This window comes from Dinghuibacter silviterrae, assembly GCF_004366355.1.
Taxonomy (GTDB): Bacteria; Bacteroidota; Bacteroidia; order Chitinophagales; family Chitinophagaceae; genus Dinghuibacter; species Dinghuibacter silviterrae.
Window position 1 is genome coordinate 1471736 of the sequence record NZ_SODV01000002.1, and the last position, 20133, is coordinate 1491868.

Here is a 20133-nt window from a genome sequence, read left to right on the forward strand (position 1 = left end):
ACCAATAACCGACTGTTAACGAATATTAAACATCCTGACCACCAGAAATTTAGTAGTAGCTTGCGCCCCTTGAACTTAACCATAGCCGCATACCGCGCCATAGCCATCGCCGGTTTCCTGGTATTGTCAGGGGTCCAGTTTTTCCTTTTGTACAATACGTACGAGCTTAAAAACGAGCAATTTTTCCAAAGCAAAAAGGAACCTATCGGGGGCGACTACCTCACGATGATCCGCAACGACAAAGTCATCCCGGGCGGTCAGCGCATCCTGGACGGGTTTATCAACAAGGACATGATGGAGATGGAACGGCTGTACAAGGACGACAGGATGACTTTCGACCACTACCGGCAAAGGGTATGCGACAGTGCATTTGCCGCCCTGGCCCGCGCGAACAACCTCGACAGCGCGCTTCGCGTCGTCCGCGAGCGACGCCACCTGTCAAGCCCCTTGTCGTATGCCATTTTTGTCCGTTCGCTGGACGTATCGTTCCGCCGCGACCAGTATGTCTCCTGTTACAACAACAAGGTGTGGGATACCGGGCTGACACACGTCATCCAAACGGACTATGGCGTACGCATCGGTGGCAACCTTTTCCACATACATCCCCGGAGCCTGGTCACTTCCCTGACCGTGTCCGCCAGCCGGGATTATTCCTATCGCATCACCGCGGACCTTTATGTGGATACGGCCGACCGGCAATGGACGATCTTCCGGCGGATGCTCCCGGCCTTTTTGTTGTCCCTGTTTTCCATCGGGTCCGTCGTCCTTTTATTCTACCTCACCTTTCAAAACTGGCGGCGGCAAAAACAACTGTCGGAGATGAAGTCCGATTTTATCAACGGCATCACCCATGAATTCCATACCCCCCTGGCGGCCATCATGGTCGCCAACCGCGCCATCCAAAGCGAAAAGCAGCCGTTGTTGCCCCTTACGGAAGTGATCGAGCGCCAGGCAGAAAGGTTAAAGACGCTGATCGGCAATGTATTGAACATTGCGACGCTTCACCGCATCGACCTCCACAAACGAGCGCAGTCCGTACATGCACTCCTTGATAAGTTGGTGTCGGATTACCGGCTGCAACGGCCGGATATAGTATTGTTTCTGGATAAAAATGCAACCAGGGACACCGCGGCCCTGGATCCTTTTTGGTTCGGCACCATTTTTTTGAATATTTTTGACAACGCCGTTAAGTACAACAACAAGGACGAGAAACAGGTTCACCTCCTTACCTCCTCCGACCGCAAAAACCTGTATGTGGAGATCAGGGACAATGGCATCGGTATTCCCTCCTCCGTCAGGGAGCATATTTTTGACAAATTTTACCGGGACACCCGCTCCGTTCAAGGCTCTGTAAAAGGATTGGGCTTAGGGCTCTACTACGTCCGCACCGCCGTGGATGCCCACGAATGGACCATCACCGTCGACAGCACGGAAGGGGAGGGCAGTGCTTTTTTGATCACGATACCACTATAAAAGCCAGATGCAACCAAAAACACTACTCGTTGAAGATGAAATTGACCTGGGCACTGTCGTCAAACAATACCTGGACATAAGCGATTTTGCCACCGATCTTTTCCCCAGCGCCCACACCGCCCTGCAACAGCTCCGTGAACACCCGGACATGTACCAGATCGCCATCCTCGATATTACGATGCCTGATATGGATGGCTTCGAGCTGGCGACCCGGATTTTAGACATGGGGCTTCGCCTGCCCTTTATTTTCCTGACGGCGAGGAACGAAAAAAAGGACCGACTCCGGGGCCTCCGGATCGGGGCGGATGACTATATCGTCAAACCCTTCGACGTTGACGAGCTCGTGCTGCGGATGCGCAACATCATCCGCCGGCGGACCGACGACGACGGTATCGTCCAGCGGGGAGACGTTCGCTTTTATAAAGAAGGGTTAAAGCTCCGGGTGGGGGAAGGGGACGAGATCATCCTCACCCCCAAGGAGTCGGAGCTGCTGGATTTTCTTTTCCGTCACCAAAACCGGGTCTTGAAACGGGAGGACATCCTCAACCAGTTGTGGGGGGATAGTGACTATTTCCTGGGGCGGAGCCTGGATGTGTTTATCTCCCGCCTGAGGAAATACCTCAATGCCTCCCGGAACATCCGGATTCAGAATGTCTATGGGGTAGGTTTTTTGTTCAATGTCAGTCATTCAGAATCCTGAAGTTGTTGCAGTTATTATCAAAATGACGCAGTTATAAACACGGGATATCTGAGCGCCTGATTTGTGTATTTTCGTGGCTTCAACCGCTGAACTCCCATGAAACGAATATTTTGTGCGTTGTTGCTGCTCACCGCCCTGCCCTCTTTTTCCCAATTCAAACGGATTGCCGAGAGCGCCGAATTCCACGAACCGGAAGAAGGGGTTGCAAAGCTGCTCCACCTGAAAAACGGGAATACGGTGTATGTACACATCAACTTCAAAGAAGCAGGTTTTGAATTAAAGATATTTGATCCCTCCCACCAGCCGGTGGTGAACAAGGTGGTGACGCCCGCCTATACACGGGAGGGCGACATGGGTTTAATGGCCATTTTCGAGATCAACGGGGACGTCGTGATGCTGATCCAGAACTACTCGGATAATAAACCGAAGCTCTACCGGATCATCATCGATGGTACTACGGGCGACATAAAAAAGGAGGAAAAACTCGCCGAACTGGAAAAGGTAGGCTGGAATGAGCGGCGCAGGATCAATTACGAGGGCGCGGGCCCTTTCCCGGGTTTTTTTGCCCGTAAGGACCAGCGATCCGACCACTACGCCATCGTTACCCTAAACAATTTCTGTTCCGATCGCAGCAAAAGGATGGAGATCGTCCTCTATGGCCCCGACCATAAGGAAATCAGCCGGGCCTTTTGCCCGGCCGCCGGCCCCAAATATGAATTCCTGGACTATAAGGATATGGCGGTGATCGGTGGAGAAAAGGTCTGTGTACTCCTCTCCGCCTTTAATGCGAACATGTATGGCAATAGAAAGGGTGAAATGGTATTCGCTACCTTGGATTCCGGGGCGCAAGGGGCATCTGCAAAGGATCTGACGACGGAGGTAAAAGAGTATATCGACGGCGGTTGTGTCCGGTATAATCCGGTCACTAAAAAGATCCTCCTGGTAGCCGCCGGCCGTGACCGGCAATGGCCCCCCGTCAGCGATTATGACGTGATAGCAGCCATGATCGATCCCTTTGGAGATCCTGAAGCCGGCAAACCCATCTCCGCGCAAAGAACGGCCGACGGGGATATCAAGTCGTTGTTTGGAAAGGCATTCTGGCGCGACGGCCTCCCGCAAAACGTATACGTAAACGCCGATGGAACGTTTACCGTTGTATACGAGGCGGTTAGTATTTCCACGACAGAGGGACAACATTATTCCGTAAGCAACACGACGGTGGGTGATATTTCAGTGGTCCGGTATACTACCGAAGGCGTCGAACAGCATCGCCAGGTGATTCCCCAAAGCTATTTTTTCCGGGATCACTTGTTAGTTCCATTCCATCAGTCCTTTGAGCAGGACAAAGCCATCGAACTATACTACGGGACCCAATTTAAAGACTTCGCTTACCTGGATGCGAAAGAGCGCAGCTATATACTGATCAACGATTTGGAGCGCAACCTGGATGCCACCAAATCGGTGGGAAAGGTCACGTCCATTGAGGGGGTAAAATACTGTGACGGTTTTTATTATCCGCTGGGGGATGGTCAGACGCCGGCTCCCCAATGGTTATTCGGCCCGGCCGCCGACAGCGAGGAACACGATCTGGCACCATTCCCCCTGTCTGACTACGATCGTGACAGGGACCTATACATTACCCTGCAGCTCGCTAAGAAGGGAACGTCGAAAATCGCGAAAATCGTTTGGCTGCAACCGCAATAAATGATGAAATCCTATATATTTGGCGCATGAAACTTATCCTTTGCGCTCTGATCAGCCTTGCTGTGGCCCTTCCCTCCTTTTCCCAATTTAAACGCGTTGCCGAGAGCTCCTTTTTCGATGAACCCACAGACGGGTATGCGAAACTGCTCCATCTTAAAAGCGGATATACCGCCTACCTCCACATAGATGATAAGGCCGGGATCGAATTGAAACTGTTCGACGCCACCCACCACCTGATTGCCACGAAGGGAACGTCCGTGCAACTGCCCAAGCACCAGGAAGCACCCGTAAGGGGCATCTTCGAAGTCAATGGAGATGTAGTCGTCATGGTTCGGGAATATGATGAGCATACCCCCATTCTTTACCGGATCATCTTCGACGGCGCCACGGGCAACCTGAAAAAGAATGAAAGGCTGCTGGACCTGGACAAGGTGAATCTGGGAAACGCTTTCGCGATGGCGTTTGGGCACGTACCCCTGCCTGATTTTTACGTGCGCAAAGACCCCCACTCCGATTATTACGCGGTCGTCATGCTGAACAGCCTTACGCCCGATCGCAACAAACGGCTGGAAATCGTATCCTACGGACCCGATCATAAGGAAATCGCCCGCGCCTTCTACCTGTCGCCCGACGGTGGCAAATACAAGTACCTCAACTTTATCGACATGGCCCCGGTCGAGGGCGGCAAGGTCAGCGTGCTGGCCTATGCCTACAATAACGCCAAGAGCGGCGGCAGGGAAAGCGAACTGGTACTGGCGACCCTGGATGCCGGGGCCAAAGAAGTGACATTGACCGAGCTGCCCTTTAACAACAGCCTGATCGTCCAACACGGCTGTGTCCGGTACAACCCCGTTACCCAAAAATTGCTTCTCCTGGCGGCGGTCCAGCCGGGACACAACCCCAACGAGACCGCGACGGTGCTGGCCTTTATCGATCCGTTTGCAAAAAAGCTCCTGAGCGTAAAACCCCTGCTCACGCAGAAAGTCAATGCAGAGGATGAAGCCGTGTTTGGCGAGAAAAACGGGTACACCGGTGTACCGGTTAATATGTTCGTCAATGCCGACGGGACCTTTACCGTGGTGTTTGAAGAGCTGACGAACATCACCCAGCACAGCGCTTATGACAATTATACCATGACCTCCGTCGAAACCGGCAACCTGGCCGTATGCAAATTTGACGCGGCCGGCGTAGAGAAACAAAGCTACCTGATCCCCAAGAGCCACTTTGTGGTGAAATATCATTTCCAGGCTTTCTATGCTTCCGAGCTGGAGCTGAGCGCGACCGAATTAAATGATGCCAACCAGTACAAATCCTTCGCCTATATCGATGGTGCCAATAAAAGCTATGTGCTTTTCAACGACATCGAGAAAAACGGCGAATCGGCAAAGAAGGGCAAGCTGACCACGATCCGGACGGTCACGGAATGCGACGGGTTTTATTTCCCCCTGGAAGGCGCCGACCTGATGCCCGACAGGCAATTCGTATTCGGACGCGCGGAAAATAAGAAAGAACACGACCTCGCCGTGTACGGCGTATCCGACTACGACAGGGACAACAATGTGTACACGACACTGGAGCTGGATAAAGAGGGAAGGCGGGATAAGCAGGTGAGGGTGGTTTGGTTGCAACCGGAGTAAGATACCTTTCCGGCGCCGCTGGGTCGAATCCAGTCGTCCCGAACATAATTCAAAACCCGCCACCACCGCGGGTTTCTCTTTTAAGCCATCTGGGTAAGAGAATTCAACTGCCTATGCCTGCGCAGAAATATGCCAAAGCGTATCAGCACTGAGATCAATGTCCTGATCTTTCCATTCGACAAAATAACCTTGATTAGAAAGAGTAGAGGAAAATATACGCGGATCTAGAAGAGGCTTAAATGCTTCCGCAGTTAGAAAAGGCTTAATATCGGCGATCCGAGTGGAGCCGTCGCTAAAAACGCATTCCAAGAGGTAGTCATTTAATGCCTTTATGTTGGTAATTGTCCGCATGTTATTTTAACGCTTCAATTTAAAAAAATCTGCTGCCCTTCCACAGCAAGTTTCCAATCGGCCATCAATTCATCCTTGGAACATCACCCGCTAGGATCCCTGTGGTTGAAATAACGCTTGCATGCGACTACCGGGCCGATCAGCAGGAGCCGGAGCAAATTACCGCCTGACGGTGCGTTTTTCTCTTGGAATTATAGCTGGTGTTTCCGGAACAGATCCACGACGCTGAGCTTTGCATACCTCATAAGCAGCCATCGTCAGGTAGGTTTTTATCAAGGTCCGACTACTTATATCAGATCGATTGTCCCAAAGCATTTGAAAGACGCGGCTCCCTGCCTCGATAGCCTGGTCCTTATTTCGGAGAACAGCAAAACAGGCTTCATTGACAAAGTCCTGATACAACGCTACCACCTTTTTAAAGGCAAAAAGGTCTCCCTTTCTTATCCCTGTTAAAAGGTCCGAAAGGTCGTGTTCTGGTGTTTTCTGTATACTCATGTCCAAAATTACCAGTTATTTATTGGTTTAGAAATACGTCAATACACGTATTTTACAGTTTTTCGCGGTTGAATTGGATAGGATACTACCTTGATTACCAGTAAAAAAACTGGTAGATGAAGAAAGACAACCGTTACCTGGCCGTGCAGTCAATTTTGGAACGCGAAAAATCAATTAAGTTCAACGAATTGTTCGATATAATTCCAAGAACCGTCGTGGCGTCGGACATGGCCCAGGACTACCGCACCTTTGCTGGAAAGGTGCGGAATCCGGAAAGTTTCACTATTGCGGAACTTGCCAGTTTGAGCAGGTTATTCGAAGTCGATCCCCACAAGCTCCTTGAGCTCATTCTACCGCATGTACGCCTGCCGAAGAAAAAATTATAGCTCCGCTGGTGCGGTTCCAGAAAAAGGCCAACCTAGAAAGGCCGGCCGTCCTCAATTAATGTTACACCTAAAAGTGTTTATATACCACCAATCGTTGAACATGCAGAAAAGAAGCCAACCTAGACAGGCCGGCCGTCAATCATAACCCTATGCAGTTCTCTTTCAAACTGCGCAAAAAGATATATGTATGCATTCCTAACATAATCGAGATAGGCAAAGAACTAGATTTTAGAATTTGAAATATGGTCAATTTAATAATTTATATTGTCATTAAGGCCATTTATGTTGTTCTTTTTGCCATATTTTCGATTTAATTGACCACGCCCTTTACCTTTCCGACCGAAATTTTCCTTTGATGCCATCGGAAAGACAATTGAGCTCAGCGAAGTCCTTAATTGAAGGAGGACAAGCAAAACATATTGACGAATTGTTTGATATTCTTCCCATAACGGATATAGCGCAGGAACTGCATCTGGGCTATAAAACGCTCAAATCAAGAATAGAATCCCCTGACCGCTTTACGGTTGGAGATCTCGTTCAACTGGCAAAACTCATTAAAGTTGAGTATGCTACGCTATCCGTTTTAGCTTACAAGAGTATTGGAAAGTGAAGAGTCCCCCATTGACATGGGGGACGGCTACCTATGTCCTACAAGCGTAGGATAAAAACCTTAAAAACTCTATAAAGCTGCGGGATACGAAATTCCAACAGGCTTCGGGTTGCCTGTAAGCCATTCGATGGCATCCTCTTCGCTTTTAAATACCGCAACAGGGTATCCCGTGTTTGCCACTGCTGTTGCAAAACGTGCTGCGAAGTATTCCCATTTTGATTTAGTGACAATAGCGCACATCTCAATTCCTTCGCGCGCCTCGCTGCTCGCAAGATACAAGTGGGCACCAATTGAAAACCGGCGGGGATCCGGAAATTCCAGGAGTAGCTTAACGGATTCTCCGCCTTGCATGTCTAACCTGTGGCGAACGATGTCCTCTGAGTCGTTACGATGTACGAATGCAAAGTTTTCAACGTACGATGCTTTCAAATAATCCTTGTGGCGCGTGTAAATGACGCGATCTGGGTTTTTCTGTTCCATAGTCTGTTTTAATAGTTGTTGAGCGTGGCTAAAGTAGAGGAACTATCCATGAGCGGTTGCCAAAAAATTTTGGGAAGGGCAAATTATTCCCATTGAGAATATATTTTGCTGATAAATATGTATATTTCATTAATAGATTTGACGAACGATACATAATAGGTGTAAGAAAAAATATACAACTTGCTATGGAGCCCAAGATTTTACTTGCGGACGATCACATCATGATATCAAAAGGCCTACGGTTGACCATCGAGCTCGATTTGGGATTCTCAAGTATAAAAAGTGTGACTTCCTGCAGCGAGCTCCTGAAAGAACTAAAGAAAGAGCACTATACCCACCTGATCGTTGATATTGGCCTTCCGGACGGAAGCTCTCTTGACATACTACCGGCAATTAGAGGCCTGTACCCCCAGCTAAACATCCTGGTCTTCTCTGCAAAGCCGACCGATACTTATGCGAAGGCAATAAAGTCCTTCGGGATAAATAATTATTTGTCAAAACAGGGAGATGAAGACCTGATAAGATCAAGACTTAAACAATTTCTGTTCAATGAAACACCTGCTCCAGTCCAAGCTGGCAACGACGATAGTCCTTTTGCCGGCCTTACAACAAGGGAACTAGAGACGCTTCACTATTTACTGGAAGGAAAAGGTACCAATGATATTGCTGCGGCCTTGAATGTTACTGCCGGTACGGTTTCGGGATTTAAAAGACAAATTTTTGAAAAGACAAACACAAATAATATCAAAGAGCTGACCGAACTTGCAGCGCTATATAAGATCAGTTGACTTTCGGTCATTAACAAGCTCCCGAATTGATAATTCCCTTTGGGCAAATATTTGCAATTTGCGCTTTCAACAATTATTCTAAGGTTTATCTATTGTTATGCAATCCCCTCACCAGTTGGGTGATCTTTCCTCATGGTATGCACAGATGAGGAATGAGAACCCTGTGTATTATGACGAAGAATTTCCTTTGATATTTGGACCTAAGGGGTCTTGGCAGGTGTTCTGTTATGAGGATGTGCGCCGGGTCCTTTCAGACTATTCCGTTTTCTCTAACGAATACATGCCCAAGATCGAGGAAAACCCGATAGGTAACAGTTTCAACCAAACCGATCCTCCCTTGCATGGGAAGCTGAGGGCCCTGGTATCCGGGGCCTTTTCTGTCGAGGCGATGCGTCAGTTAGAGGACACAGTTTATACCCAATGTGAAGGCTTAATCACAAAAGTGCTGAATCAGGGCGAATGGGATATTGTAAACGATTTTGCTCTGCCCCTATCCGCGAGTGTCATTGCACAGGCATTGGGGATTCCTCCGCAACACTTTGAAAGTTTCAACGCCTGGACAAAGATGGTAGTTGAGGGGACCGGATTTTACCAGGGTCAGGAAGGAATGAAGAACTTTTTCCTGGAATTGTTCGAGGAGAGACGGATGCGTCCCCAGCCGGATTTGATTTCACACCTGCTGACGGAGAATATGGACCCGGAACACATCTTTGCACACTGCATTATTCTGTTCATGGCAGGATATGAAACGACCTCCACCCTTATTGGAAATGCTTTATTCTATTTATCAGAGCACGAAACACTTCAGGACCAGCTCCACGCGCTTCCTGGAGATATTCCCAGGGCGATCAACGAGGTGCTGCGCTTACGGCCTTCTGCCCTGAACATGTATCGCATCGCAGCCCAGGATGTAGAATTGAAAGGGCAATGGATCAAGAAAGGACAATTCGTGACGGCCTGGATAGGCTCGGCCAACCGGGATCCATCCGTTTTTCCCTATCCTAATCATTTTGACCTGGACCGGACCAACTTTTCTCAGATCCTGAGCTTCGGGCACGGGATCCATTTTTGTGTAGGCGCCCCCCTAGCGAGATTGGAGGCGAGGATCGCTCTCGAAGTCATCCTTCGGCACATGAAGAAGCTGAAGGTCAGGGAGAATACCCAGCTTGTTCCGGCCACGTCCAGTACAATGTTGTCTGGGTTTAAAAGCCTCCCACTCACGTTCGAGGTCAGGGCTTGAGGGCACATGCTTTCACCATTCATAAGAACGTAAATGTTATACGCAATACCAGAACTGTATTGTCCCTTCCCGTCCCTCCTCCACCCGGATTGGGAACGGATTGAGGCACATACCAACGCTTGGATGCAATCCTTTGGGCTCGTCCAGGGCGAAGACATCGAACATTATAAAAAGCAACGTTTCGGCACCTTTATTGCCCGTACTTTTCCCAAGGGGGATGTAGACCCCCTTTGCGCTTGGAGTGATTTCAATACTCTTTTATTTATTGTGGATGACCAGTTTGACCAGGAGGTCATCCGAGACCGGTTCACCTGTGCCCGGTTGGTCAGCGGCTTCCTACAAATTATGGATGGAGGAAAAGGGGGTACAGGTGGTGAGCACCGGGTGGTCCTTGAAGCGCTCCGAGATCTGTGGAAAAGGCTGGAGCTGCACTCGACCCGGGCCTGGAGACAAAAGATGGTCGGTTGCGTGACAAAAATGTTCGAGGCCTTGATGTGGCAGTTTGACCTGATCGCCAAAAAAGAGAGACCTTCAATGGAAGCCTATATCCAGAATCGGCAATATTTGGGAGCAGCTCACTTGTCCACCGATTCCTTGGAGCTGACGGGGAAGGTAAGTGTATCGGAGGCGGTCCTTGACGAACCCATGGTAGTGAGGGTGACCGAACTTTCTCGGAATGCGGTTTGCTTTGCCAATGACCTTTTCTCCTTTGGGAAGGAACTGGAAGAGTCGGAGGCGGCCGGTGGGTTTAACCTCGTTTCCATTATCAAGGACACATTCCAAGTTGAAACGGAGGAAGCAATCGAAAAGGCCGCAAAAATCCATGACAATACAGTGGTAGAATTTGTCGACCTCTCCCAAAAAATAGAAGCGACAACAGGGGACGAACTCAGCCACTACGTGCAAGCCCTGAAATTCCAGATGCGGGCCAATATTATCTGGAGCACTGAAGAGACGACCCGGTATCCGCACATCTACGCCAAAGGAAAACCTAGTTCGTCACCAGTTCAGGAAGCGTCACGATAAATCGGGCCCCCAAATCTACTTTACTGTCCACATGTATGTCACCCCGGAGTTTGTGTACCAGTTCCCTGGTGATGTACAATCCGATCCCGATCCCATTCTGATTTCCGGTTGATTTTTCCGTTACGAATGGATTGAAAATCTTTGAAATCAGGCTTTCACTGATGCCCACCCCTTTGTCCTGTACAACAATCCGCCAAGAACGGCCGGGGAGACATTCCAATTGGAGAAGAATGCTATTCCCATTGGCATGTTTTATGGCATTGCTAATCAGGTTATGAGATATTTGGAGGAGTTTCAAACGATCAGTCGTGATGTATTGAGGAAGTGATTCATCGACAACCAGGGTAATGCTGGTATTCTTTTCCAGGGCAATCAGATCAGTGGTTCTGACCAGGTTAATGAAGAGCGCTTTGATGTCTACGCGCTCGATAAACAGGTCGTTTTTTAATCCCAATTCAAGGTAAGACCAGCTCAGTACATTATTAATCAATAGCTGCAAGTCGTTTGAAGCGCTTTTGACTATGCCCAATAATTCTTTTATATCAGCGTGTCGGTTATCACGTTCTAATCGGTCTAATTGTCGAATCAGAGAGAACTGGCCCGTGAAGAAGTTGTTCACCTCATGACAGGCAGAAGAGATGAATTTGACTTTTTCTTCACCAGCGATAGTTTCCTCTATGAGGTCCTCTTCGACCTTCTGCGCATGGGCCCGTAATTCTTTTAGTACATGGTTGTACCTCTTCGAGTACATTGCGAAAGTAATGATCACAAGGAAGATGATGACTGCATTGGCAGACCATCTTATGCAAAGAGCGATGCCGCTGGTAAAAGGAATGGGTTTTATGACTTGATATGAGTAGTTGTATTCCAATAAAATTATCAGAAGAAGAACCAGAGCAACACACAGCATTTTTGTTTTGAGGTCTTTGAAAACAAAGAGGGCAGAAGAAATTAGATATACTAGCATTAAATCGGCGTTGAGTATTCTGCCAATAATGCAACCGTAATACAAAGTTGTACAACAAAATGTCAAAAAGATGAACAATGCTGCAGCGCTGTGCCTATGGCGATGATTTAATAAAATCGGTACCGTCAGTAGCCCTGTTTCAACAATAACCCCTCCCAGCATTAACATATTCTGTGTGATCAGAGAATAAAAGCCTCCGACACCCAAACATAAGGTGGCATTTACTAGGGTGATTGCATTGATTCCGATGCAGATTGCCTTTTGGGGATCATATTCCTTTAGCCCCCCGGTACCCACATAAACTAGTGACCTTATTTTCTTCATTGTACCTTATTCGATGATTTACAGAATAAGAAGCCCTAGCTCAGCGCCAGTTCTGGAAAGGTGACGGTAAAACACGCACCAGCGTTCAATTGACTGCGCACTGATATATCACCATGGAGCTGGTCTACCAGTTTCCGGGTGATATAAAGCCCAAGCCCAATGCCATTAATGTTTCCTTTAGATTTTTCAGTGACAAATGGGTTGAATATCCTTTGTAGTAAGCTTTCGCTGATGCCGACCCCGTTGTCCTGGACAATCATCCTCCAGCCGTTGGGCAATTTTTCCAATTTCAGTATTACATCCTTCTCATCGGCGTGCTTAATCGCATTATTTAACAAATTATGGGTAATTTGAAGCAGCTTTAATCGGTCTGAGGGTAGAAACGCGGGAAGTGATTCATCAACCAGGAAGATGAGTCTCGTATTTTTTTCAAGAGCAATGAATTCGTTAGCCCTGATCATGTTCGCAAGTAAGGCCTTGATATCCAAGAGCTCGATATAGGGTTCGTCTGTCACCTGCATTTCGAACATCGACCAGCTCAATGCGTTTTTTATCAACAACTGCATATTTTCGCTATAACCTTCGATTATTGTCAAGATTTCCTTGATATCAGCATGACGGTTTTGATTTTCCAGAATACTGAGCCTCCGAATAAGGGATGACTGCCCGGAAAAGAAGTTGTTGACTTCGTGATAGGTTGTGGAGATAAATTTTACCTTGTTTTCGTTTGATATTTCTTCCTCCTGCAGGTTTTTTTCAACCTGGGATGTATAATGTCTCAGCTTTAGCAAGTTCAGCAAAACCCGACTATACCTTTTGGCAAACATGGTGAAGGTTAACGCAGTTAGGAGCAAAGTGACAGCGAACACAGACCACTTTACAAATCCTTCTAATGCCTTAGATGGGAGGGTCATCGTGGGGATGAGGTGGTGAGCGTAATTGTAATTGAGGAGTGCGACGAATCCAAAATTAATTGCAATGCAAATCGCTAAAGTAATACCCCGGAAAAGAAAAAAGGCGACGGAAAATGAATAGACCAACATTAAAGTGGCATTGTCCATCTCCTTCCCGATGACGGAGCCATAGTAAAAGGTAGTTATGCACATGAGGAGATATAAGGAGAGACTCGCAATAAAGTATCTTTTTTTGAAATTGGCCAGGATGGGGATAGATAAAAAGGTGGTCTCTATGAGGACCCCTCCCAACATGAGCAGATTTCGGCTGAGCAGTGTAAAGAGCCCTCCTACCAATATGCACAATGTCGCATTGACCAAAACCATTACGTTTACCCCGAAACAAATCGCCTTTTGTGGATCATGCTCCTGCAGATCCGAACAGCCAGCATACAATAGCTTCCTTATTAATCCCATGTTCGTGAATATTTTATAAAATCCCAAACCGTTTAAGCTTAATCAGGTTGAAGCTCAATCACTAACAACGAAGTAAGCCGTCATCTGCTGCGTGAGGATTGCCTTGCTGAGGAGCACGTACTTATAAAGGAGTCATTTTCAAACTAATATCTATATTTTCAAAAGTGGCTTCCATAAGTCATCTACTCCTAGGACCAGTCTAAAAACAAATGAAAGGGAGTGGTTAACCCATCAAAGTGAATTTTTTATTTAAATGGCTTATTTTACAGTCATCGCCCGGAATTGCCCCAAGCTAATAAACACCACCTCGATATGAGACAATTCCTAATTCCCCATTTACACTGTCCCTTCCCAGTTGCCGTACACCCGCAAGTAGACGAAATTGAGAGCCATACCAATCAATGGGTATTGGATTTCGGTCTTATCGAAGATTCGGAAACGCAGGAAAATTTTAAAGCCAGCAAATTTGGTCACTTTATAGGGAGAAGTTTTCCCAAAGCGGAGTTCACAACTGTCGCTGCATGGTCCGACCTTAATGCCCTGCTATTCATTGTTGACGACCAAATCGATGGGGGAGGTCTGATAAAAAATGAAGCTGAATTCTTCTCCTATACGAAAGCTTTTTTTGAGGTATTGGATATGAACCGGACTTGCACCCTAAGAGAAGACAGGCCCACATTGGCAGCACTTAGCGACTTCTGGTTACGGATCCGAAAACTTACCAATGCTCGCTGGCAACAGAAATTTATCAAAGGTTGCAAGGATATGTTTGATGGGGGGTACTGGCAGTTTCAGCACTTGCTCATGCGTAAAAAGCCAAGTTTAGATGAATATTTTCAACAGCGGCAGTATTTCGGCGCGGCGCATTTGAGTACTGACGCATTAGAAGGCATCGCAGGAATAGACGTGCCTCAGTTTATTCTTGACGAGCCCATTATCCAACGGTTAACGGAACTATGTAGAAATGCAATATGCTTTTCGAACGATCTCTTTTCATTGGCCAAGGAAATCGAGGAAAAGAATAACGGCGGCGAGTTCAATCTGGTATTCATCCTGAAAGAAAAATATAACCTTACACTTAGTGAAGCCATTCAACTGGCAGCTGATATTCATGATGATACGGTTAATGAATTCCTTGAACTATCCGGCGGGATATTCAAATATGGTGACCGCTTTAATATAATTTTAAAAGAATACGTTGACGCCCTTGGAATATTGATGCGGGGCAACATTGAATGGAGTACCAAGGACACCGCACGGTATCCGCATACTTATACCTTTGAAAAGATCTCGGTATGAAAATTTATAAGATTCCGGAACTCTACTGTCCCTTCCCATCGGAAATTCACCCCAATATGGCTGAAATCGAAGCACATACAAACCAGTGGGTCCAGGACTTTGATTTAATTAGTAGTGAGGAGATGTTTCAGAAGTACCGAAGTCAGAAGTTTTCGAATATGATTGCCCGAAGCTATCCGTATGGCGACTTTGAGGACCTGGCGGCCTGGTGCAACGTGAATACGCTATTGTTTATAGTTGATGATAATTTCGACGAAGGGAACGAAATAAGGGATATTGCTTCATTTACATATTTTGTAGATGGACTTCTTGACGTCCTTGAAAGAGGCCGGCGTTGCACTGTCAAAAAGGACGGCCCGATTTTAGCAGCGTTGGATGATTTTTGGCAGAGCATGCAATTCAGGAGTAGTGATATATGGAAACAAAAATTTATTCAGGGAATAAAAGATACTTTCGAAGGTGGCCTTTGGCAGTTCAAACATGCTATTAAGAGCGAACTTCCAAATTTGAACGAGTATTTTGCTATGCGTCAGTATTTGGGGGCAGCAAACCTTGCCACTGAATCATTGGAGGTAACAGGGAAAGTCCAACTTTCGGAACCAATTTATAAGTCCCCGGTGGTCCACAAATTGACCGAGATTGCTCGAAATACGGTTTGTTTTGCCAACGATCTTTTTTCTCTTAGTAAAGAAATTGCAAGGGGGTCGGGAAATGCCTCCGAATTTAATTTGGTCTCCATTTTGAAGCGCAAAGACCAATTGAGCACTGAAGATGCCATAAAAGATGTGGCCGCCATTCATGATAATGAAATAAGAAAATTCATCCAGTTGGCAGAAAGAGCATTAGTCTATGATTCAAGGACCAATGAACAACTAAGTCGATATATTTCTTGCCTGCAGCATTTTATGAAGGGGAACATCGTGTGGAGCACCACTGAATCTTCAAGATACCCTCACGTTTATGGATAGCTCCATCTTCACCGGCACCTTCCAGTATGAAGCGATGATTTATGGTTTGAAAATCAAATAGATATGACTTCGGAAGCAGGAAACTGGAATGAACTCAATCCGGCACACTAATATTACTAAATATTTATTTTTATTCCCGCCGTAACGGCTACCTCGTTATTTACCTACATTCGCCGCCAAAACTAACAATTTTGCTTAGTGTCAAGGATTTAAAGGATGGTGACGCCATATACTTCAAAGAAGTATTTGACCAATACCATCAAAAACTTTATTTCTTCATCCTCAGCAAAACGAAATCCGAATATATCGCAGAAGAAGTCGTACAAATGGCATTTACCAAACTTTGGCAATGCCGCCACACTTTGCAGGAAGAATACGCCATTTCCACGCAGTTGTTCAGGATAGCCCATACGATACTTATTGATTTTCTGCGAAAGTATAACCATACGGATGCGGTAACGACTCGTCTGGATACGCTAAGTATTGACAGGGGGATTGACAGTACAACGGAAAAAATGCGGGAGGCCGAATTGCAAAAGAGAATATCGGAAGCGGTGAATGATTTGCCCCCTATAAGAAAGCAGGTATTTGCCATGAGCCGTGAACAAGGGATGACCTATAGAGAAATTGCCGAAACCCTGTCTGTTTCTTCCAAAACGGTGGAAGCACATATTTACAAGGCGTTGAAGCAGATAAAAAAGTATATAGTTTGACAACAGAAGAAACCATAATGAACGAAGAAGAGTGGGACAACTTTCAGCCCAACCAGGTGTTATCGCCCGATATATCCGACAAGTTGTGGAATAACATAGACAGGAATACGGCTACTCCTTTTAATTTCAGGTGGATAGCTGTGGCAGCCTCGGTGGTAATGGTGGTCGGTCTGTCCTGGTATTTTATTGCAAAAAGAACAAGCACTGCGGCTTTTGCCACAAAAAAGAACAACACGGCTCAAAAAATGATGCTTGCGTTGAGTGATGGTTCTTCCGTAGAACTGTTGCCCAACAGTACGATTTCTTACCCCGAAAACTTTGACTCCTTAAAACGAGAGGTGATATTAAATGGTGAAGCCACATTTACCGTTGCCAAAGATGCCGCCAAACCCTTTTCCGTATATAGCAATTCTGTACTAATTACTGTTTTGGGGACCCGTTTCACGGTAAATGCGTCAAAAGTAGTGTTGCATGAAGGAGAAGTCAAGGTAAATGCCGGCAAAAATGAATACCATCTTACGCCCGGCGATATTTATATTTTTACATCGGCCCGTATTTTTCATCTTGAAAAAGATAAGGACGATGGCTATGTATTTACCGACTACCCTCTTGAGGTAGTATTTGACCAATTGCAGATGATTTACAATGCCAGGATCATCTATAATAAAGAAGCGCTGGGCAACCGGACCTTTATTGGAAAAATAGACAAAAAGGACTCCCTCTCCCATATCCTCAAAAGCATTGCGCTGCTCAATAATTTCAGCCTCCAAAAACAAGGCGATACCTTCGTCATGAACAATTGAACCCTTTGTTAAGTTAATATGAACAGTAAGGGACTGGTATAGAGGATGCGTATAATAAGGAAACTAAATCCTTACAACGTATTGTATGATCAGACCAATTACGCTGCTATTGTTGACAGTTTTCTGTCATATTCAATTGATTGCCAGTGCCCAAAATGCCAATGTGGTCAAGGGGCAGGTCAATGACGAGAACGGGCAGCCGGTGACCAGCGCTTCTGTTTTTGCAAAAAACCAAAGCACCGGTCTTACCACGGCGACACAAACAGACTCTTTGGGTATTTTCACTTATCGCAATCTGCCCGCGGGAGGTCCTTATTCCTTTGTTGTTTCCCATGTGGGTTTTCAAACCCAAACGATATCCGGCTATACCATAAAAGCGGATGCCGACATCTCCCTTTTGATAAAATTAAAAGCGGTAGAGAACGGGTTGAATGAAATTATTGTGACCGGGCGTGCCGGTGCTTTAAACCGTACCAAACTGCAAACAAGCTATTCCGTCACCAGTATCGGGTATAATGCACTGAGCTTACAGGGGCCGACCAGCGTGACCGAGTCGTTGAAATCGGTACCTGGTTTTTGGGTGGAAGCAACTGGGGGTGAGGCGAGTGGTAATATCAGGGCAAGGGGTGTTCCTGTGGATGGTTTCGGATCCATTCAATTGATGGAAGACGGAATTCCTGTACAACATGACCCGGCCTTGGGTTACCTGAATGCGGACCAGGCATTTCGTCTCGATGAGACCATTCAATCCATTGAAGTGGTTCGTGGCGGCCCTTCTTCTGTTTTTTATTCCAATGCACCGGCGGGCGCGGTGAACTATATTCCCCGTGCCGTTGGCGATAAAACGGAGGGCGTTTTCAAGCTGAGCCTGGGCGGTGATAACCTGATGAGGGAAGATGTATGGGTAGGCGCTCCGATCGGTGATGACTGGAAAATTTCCGCCGGTGGATTTTACCGCACGGAGTCAGGGGTGCGTAATCCCGGGTACACCGGTAATCACGGTGGGCAATTCAGGGTTTCCCTTGGCAAGAGTTGGGAAAAAACATCCTTTAATCTTGACTTCAAGCAAATGAATGATGATGTGGTGTTTTATACAGACATGCCGATGACCTATAATAGTAAAGGGAAGATCGTGGCGGTATCGGGTTTTGATGGCAATTACGGAGCGATCGCCGGTGCGGAAACGCAAAGAATGAACATGATCCAGGCGGACAGCAGTCTTTATCATTTTGACAATACGGTGGGCACGTCTGTAAACAGGAGCCAGGTTACCGTTAAATTTCAGACGGAATTCTCCGACAATTGGATTTTAAAGAATTCGCTTCGTTTCAACAATACACAAACCCAGCGCAATGGTGTATACGCGCTTAACTTGTTAACCGCCGATTCGTTTTATAAAGCACAGGCACCGTTATTGACACAAGCGCCGGGGGCGCAGCAACTGGGGTTTCAATACGTCACCACAGGCAAGTTGTTTGACAATGCCGGTCAAAACGGCAATGGCATGGTGATTCAAGGTGGTTTGCGGGGCATTACGATGCCTATGACGGAAGTGATGAATGACCTTCACCTGTCACACGTTTTTGTAACGGGGTCTTCAAAACACGATTTTAACCTGGGCTACTATTACGCGCACTTCAGTCAAAACTTCAGCAGGTATTCTTCAAAGGTGTACCTGGACGTTCAAAATAATTCGAGGTTGTTGAATATTGTCGCCCTGGATGGCAACGGGAATATCGTACATACCTATTCCAATAACGGGGTCTCCCAGTATGGATATGAGTGGGCGGATGCCAACGGCGAACAGACCACCAACGCGCTTTATGTCAGTGATGAATGGCAGATTACCCATGCCTTCCGGCTTGACGGCGGATTGCGCTGGGAAAACGCGCAAACGGACGGCGTTGTAGAACAATCCCAATCCGTAAACCTGGGCACGTATGCGACGTCCTCCATAACCACCGGAAACGGGGTATGGCAGGGCTATAACCATCATTTTAACTACACCACCTGGACGCTGGGCGCGGATTATCAGCTTTCGGAAAACATGGGGCTCTTTGGCAGATATACTTCCGCTGCGCGTATTCCCGGATTTGGTACGTACTACACCAATGTGAATGCAAACGCAGTTATCCAAACCATGGAACTCGGCGAAGTCGGCTTCAAATATGCGCGCAGGCTTTTCGCTTTTTATGGTACGGGATTCTGGACTAAGTATAACAACGTAGGTTTCACGAATGAAGTGAGCACTTTGAACGGATTTACTTCCGTAAACGCGAACGCCAATACGCAGACTTTTGGTCTTGAATTGGAGGGGGCTCTTTACCCGGTAAAGTGGTTTGATGTATCCGCCACGGCGACCTACCAGCATGGGGTATACGAAGGATATGAAGTAGATGCCGTTTCCGGGGGTACACTCACCCAAAAAGCCAATTACGACGGGAATCAGCTGATCAGGGTACCGCACACCTCCATCAGGGCGGTTCCGGGTTTCAATCTTTTCCGCAACAAACTTCGCTTGCAATCGGCCATAGAATATGAGGGGAAAAGGTATACCGATGTGGCGAACTCCCAGGTACTTCCGGCCTATACGAAAGTGGATATAGATGCATCGGTTAAATTGACCAAAGAAATTACCGTTTTTGGCGTCATTGATAATCTTACGAATTCGCTGGGTCTTACCGAAGGCAATCCGCGCCAGGGGGAGATCCAAAGCGCCGAGGCAAATCAATATATATTTTTGGCGCGTCCACTGCTGGGGAGGAGCTTTAAAATTTCCTTCAGATACAAGTTTTAACC

19 protein-coding genes are annotated in these 20133 nt (G+C 46.9%); 14 read left to right on the plus strand and 5 right to left on the minus strand.

The genetic code is table 11. From position 1 onward, the window contains the following. Positions 1-69 precede the first annotated feature (69 nt). From EDB95_RS23360 to EDB95_RS23375, 4 genes are all read left to right on the plus strand, one after another. A complete protein-coding gene (locus EDB95_RS23360) occupies positions 70-1473 on the plus strand; it encodes a sensor histidine kinase (protein WP_133998126.1) in 1404 nt (467 codons plus the stop codon). A 7-nt stretch (positions 1474-1480) separates the two neighbouring features. Then, positions 1481-2173: a response regulator transcription factor gene (locus tag EDB95_RS23365; protein WP_133998129.1), complete on the plus strand. Its 693-nt coding sequence runs from the start codon at positions 1481-1483 to the stop codon at positions 2171-2173. Between the two features lie 96 nt (positions 2174-2269). Then, complete coding sequence (locus EDB95_RS23370; RefSeq protein WP_133998132.1) at positions 2270-3877, plus strand: hypothetical protein; 1608 nt, start codon at positions 2270-2272, stop codon at positions 3875-3877. A gap of 26 nt (positions 3878-3903) precedes the next feature. Then, a complete protein-coding gene (locus EDB95_RS23375; RefSeq protein ID WP_133998135.1) occupies positions 3904-5514 on the plus strand; it encodes a hypothetical protein in 1611 nt (536 codons plus the stop codon). Between the two features lie 111 nt (positions 5515-5625). On the opposite strand, the gene EDB95_RS28045 is transcribed toward EDB95_RS23375, so the two are convergent. Together EDB95_RS28045 and EDB95_RS23385 are read right to left on the minus strand one after the other, a co-directional pair. Then, entirely contained in the window at positions 5626-5865 is a 240-nt protein-coding gene (locus EDB95_RS28045) for a DUF2442 domain-containing protein (protein ID WP_133998142.1), read from the minus strand. A gap of 159 nt (positions 5866-6024) precedes the next feature. Then, positions 6025-6360, minus strand: a complete 336-nt coding sequence (locus EDB95_RS23385) for an RNA polymerase sigma factor (protein WP_133998145.1) — start codon at positions 6358-6360, stop codon at positions 6025-6027. Between the two features lie 116 nt (positions 6361-6476). On the opposite strand from EDB95_RS23385, the gene EDB95_RS23390 reads away from it, so the two are divergent. Then, entirely contained in the window at positions 6477-6746 is a 270-nt protein-coding gene (locus EDB95_RS23390) for a hypothetical protein (protein ID WP_133998148.1), read from the plus strand. Positions 6747-7101: 355 nt separating this feature from the next. Continuing rightward, positions 7102-7356, plus strand: a complete 255-nt coding sequence (locus EDB95_RS23395; protein ID WP_133998151.1) for a hypothetical protein — start codon at positions 7102-7104, stop codon at positions 7354-7356. A gap of 69 nt (positions 7357-7425) precedes the next feature. Here EDB95_RS23395 and EDB95_RS23400 read toward each other — a convergent pair whose 3' ends face one another. After that, positions 7426-7836, minus strand: coding sequence for a SpoIIAA family protein (locus EDB95_RS23400; protein WP_133998154.1), 411 nt, complete (start codon positions 7834-7836; stop codon positions 7426-7428). A gap of 185 nt (positions 7837-8021) precedes the next feature. Here EDB95_RS23400 and EDB95_RS23405 point away from each other — a divergent pair, with 185 nt between their 5' ends. The 3 genes from EDB95_RS23405 (at position 8022) to EDB95_RS23415 (ending at position 10890) form a co-directional block, all read left to right on the plus strand. Further along, the gene (locus EDB95_RS23405) at positions 8022-8624 is read left to right on the plus strand and encodes a response regulator transcription factor (protein ID WP_133998157.1); all 603 of its coding nucleotides are present in this window, start codon (positions 8022-8024) and stop codon (positions 8622-8624) included. A gap of 97 nt (positions 8625-8721) precedes the next feature. After that, a complete protein-coding gene (locus EDB95_RS23410; RefSeq protein ID WP_133998160.1) occupies positions 8722-9864 on the plus strand; it encodes a cytochrome P450 in 1143 nt (380 codons plus the stop codon). A 123-nt stretch (positions 9865-9987) separates the two neighbouring features. Beyond that, positions 9988-10890, plus strand: coding sequence for a terpene synthase family protein (locus tag EDB95_RS23415; protein WP_133998163.1), 903 nt, complete (start codon positions 9988-9990; stop codon positions 10888-10890). Here EDB95_RS23415 and EDB95_RS23420 read toward each other — a convergent pair. Further along, complete coding sequence (locus EDB95_RS23420; protein ID WP_133998166.1) at positions 10856-12181, minus strand: sensor histidine kinase; 1326 nt, start codon at positions 12179-12181, stop codon at positions 10856-10858. The genes EDB95_RS23415 and EDB95_RS23420 overlap by 35 nt on opposite strands. A 35-nt stretch (positions 12182-12216) precedes the next feature. After that, positions 12217-13551, minus strand: a complete 1335-nt coding sequence (locus EDB95_RS23425) for a sensor histidine kinase (RefSeq protein ID WP_133998169.1) — start codon at positions 13549-13551, stop codon at positions 12217-12219. 312 nt (positions 13552-13863) lie between these two features. Between EDB95_RS23425 and EDB95_RS23430 the strand changes: the two genes are divergently transcribed. The 5 genes from EDB95_RS23430 to EDB95_RS23450 all read left to right on the plus strand — a co-directional run bounded on the left by EDB95_RS23430 (position 13864) and on the right by EDB95_RS23450 (position 20131). Beyond that, the gene (locus EDB95_RS23430) at positions 13864-14850 is read left to right on the plus strand and encodes a terpene synthase family protein (RefSeq protein ID WP_133998171.1); all 987 of its coding nucleotides are present in this window, start codon (positions 13864-13866) and stop codon (positions 14848-14850) included. Then, entirely contained in the window at positions 14847-15818 is a 972-nt protein-coding gene (locus tag EDB95_RS23435) for a terpene synthase family protein (protein WP_133998174.1), read from the plus strand. Before EDB95_RS23430 ends, EDB95_RS23435 begins: the two co-directional genes overlap by 4 nt. A gap of 191 nt (positions 15819-16009) precedes the next feature. Continuing rightward, positions 16010-16531 carry an RNA polymerase sigma-70 factor gene (locus EDB95_RS23440; protein ID WP_162852751.1) on the plus strand — a complete coding sequence of 174 codons (522 nt, stop codon included), beginning with the start codon at positions 16010-16012 and terminating at the stop codon, positions 16529-16531. Beyond that, positions 16528-17334, plus strand: coding sequence for a FecR family protein (locus EDB95_RS23445; RefSeq protein WP_133998179.1), 807 nt, complete (start codon positions 16528-16530; stop codon positions 17332-17334). Before EDB95_RS23440 ends, EDB95_RS23445 begins: the two co-directional genes overlap by 4 nt. A gap of 85 nt (positions 17335-17419) precedes the next feature. After that, positions 17420-20131: a TonB-dependent receptor domain-containing protein gene (locus EDB95_RS23450; protein WP_133998182.1), complete on the plus strand. Its 2712-nt coding sequence runs from the start codon at positions 17420-17422 to the stop codon at positions 20129-20131. Positions 20132-20133 lie beyond the last annotated feature (2 nt).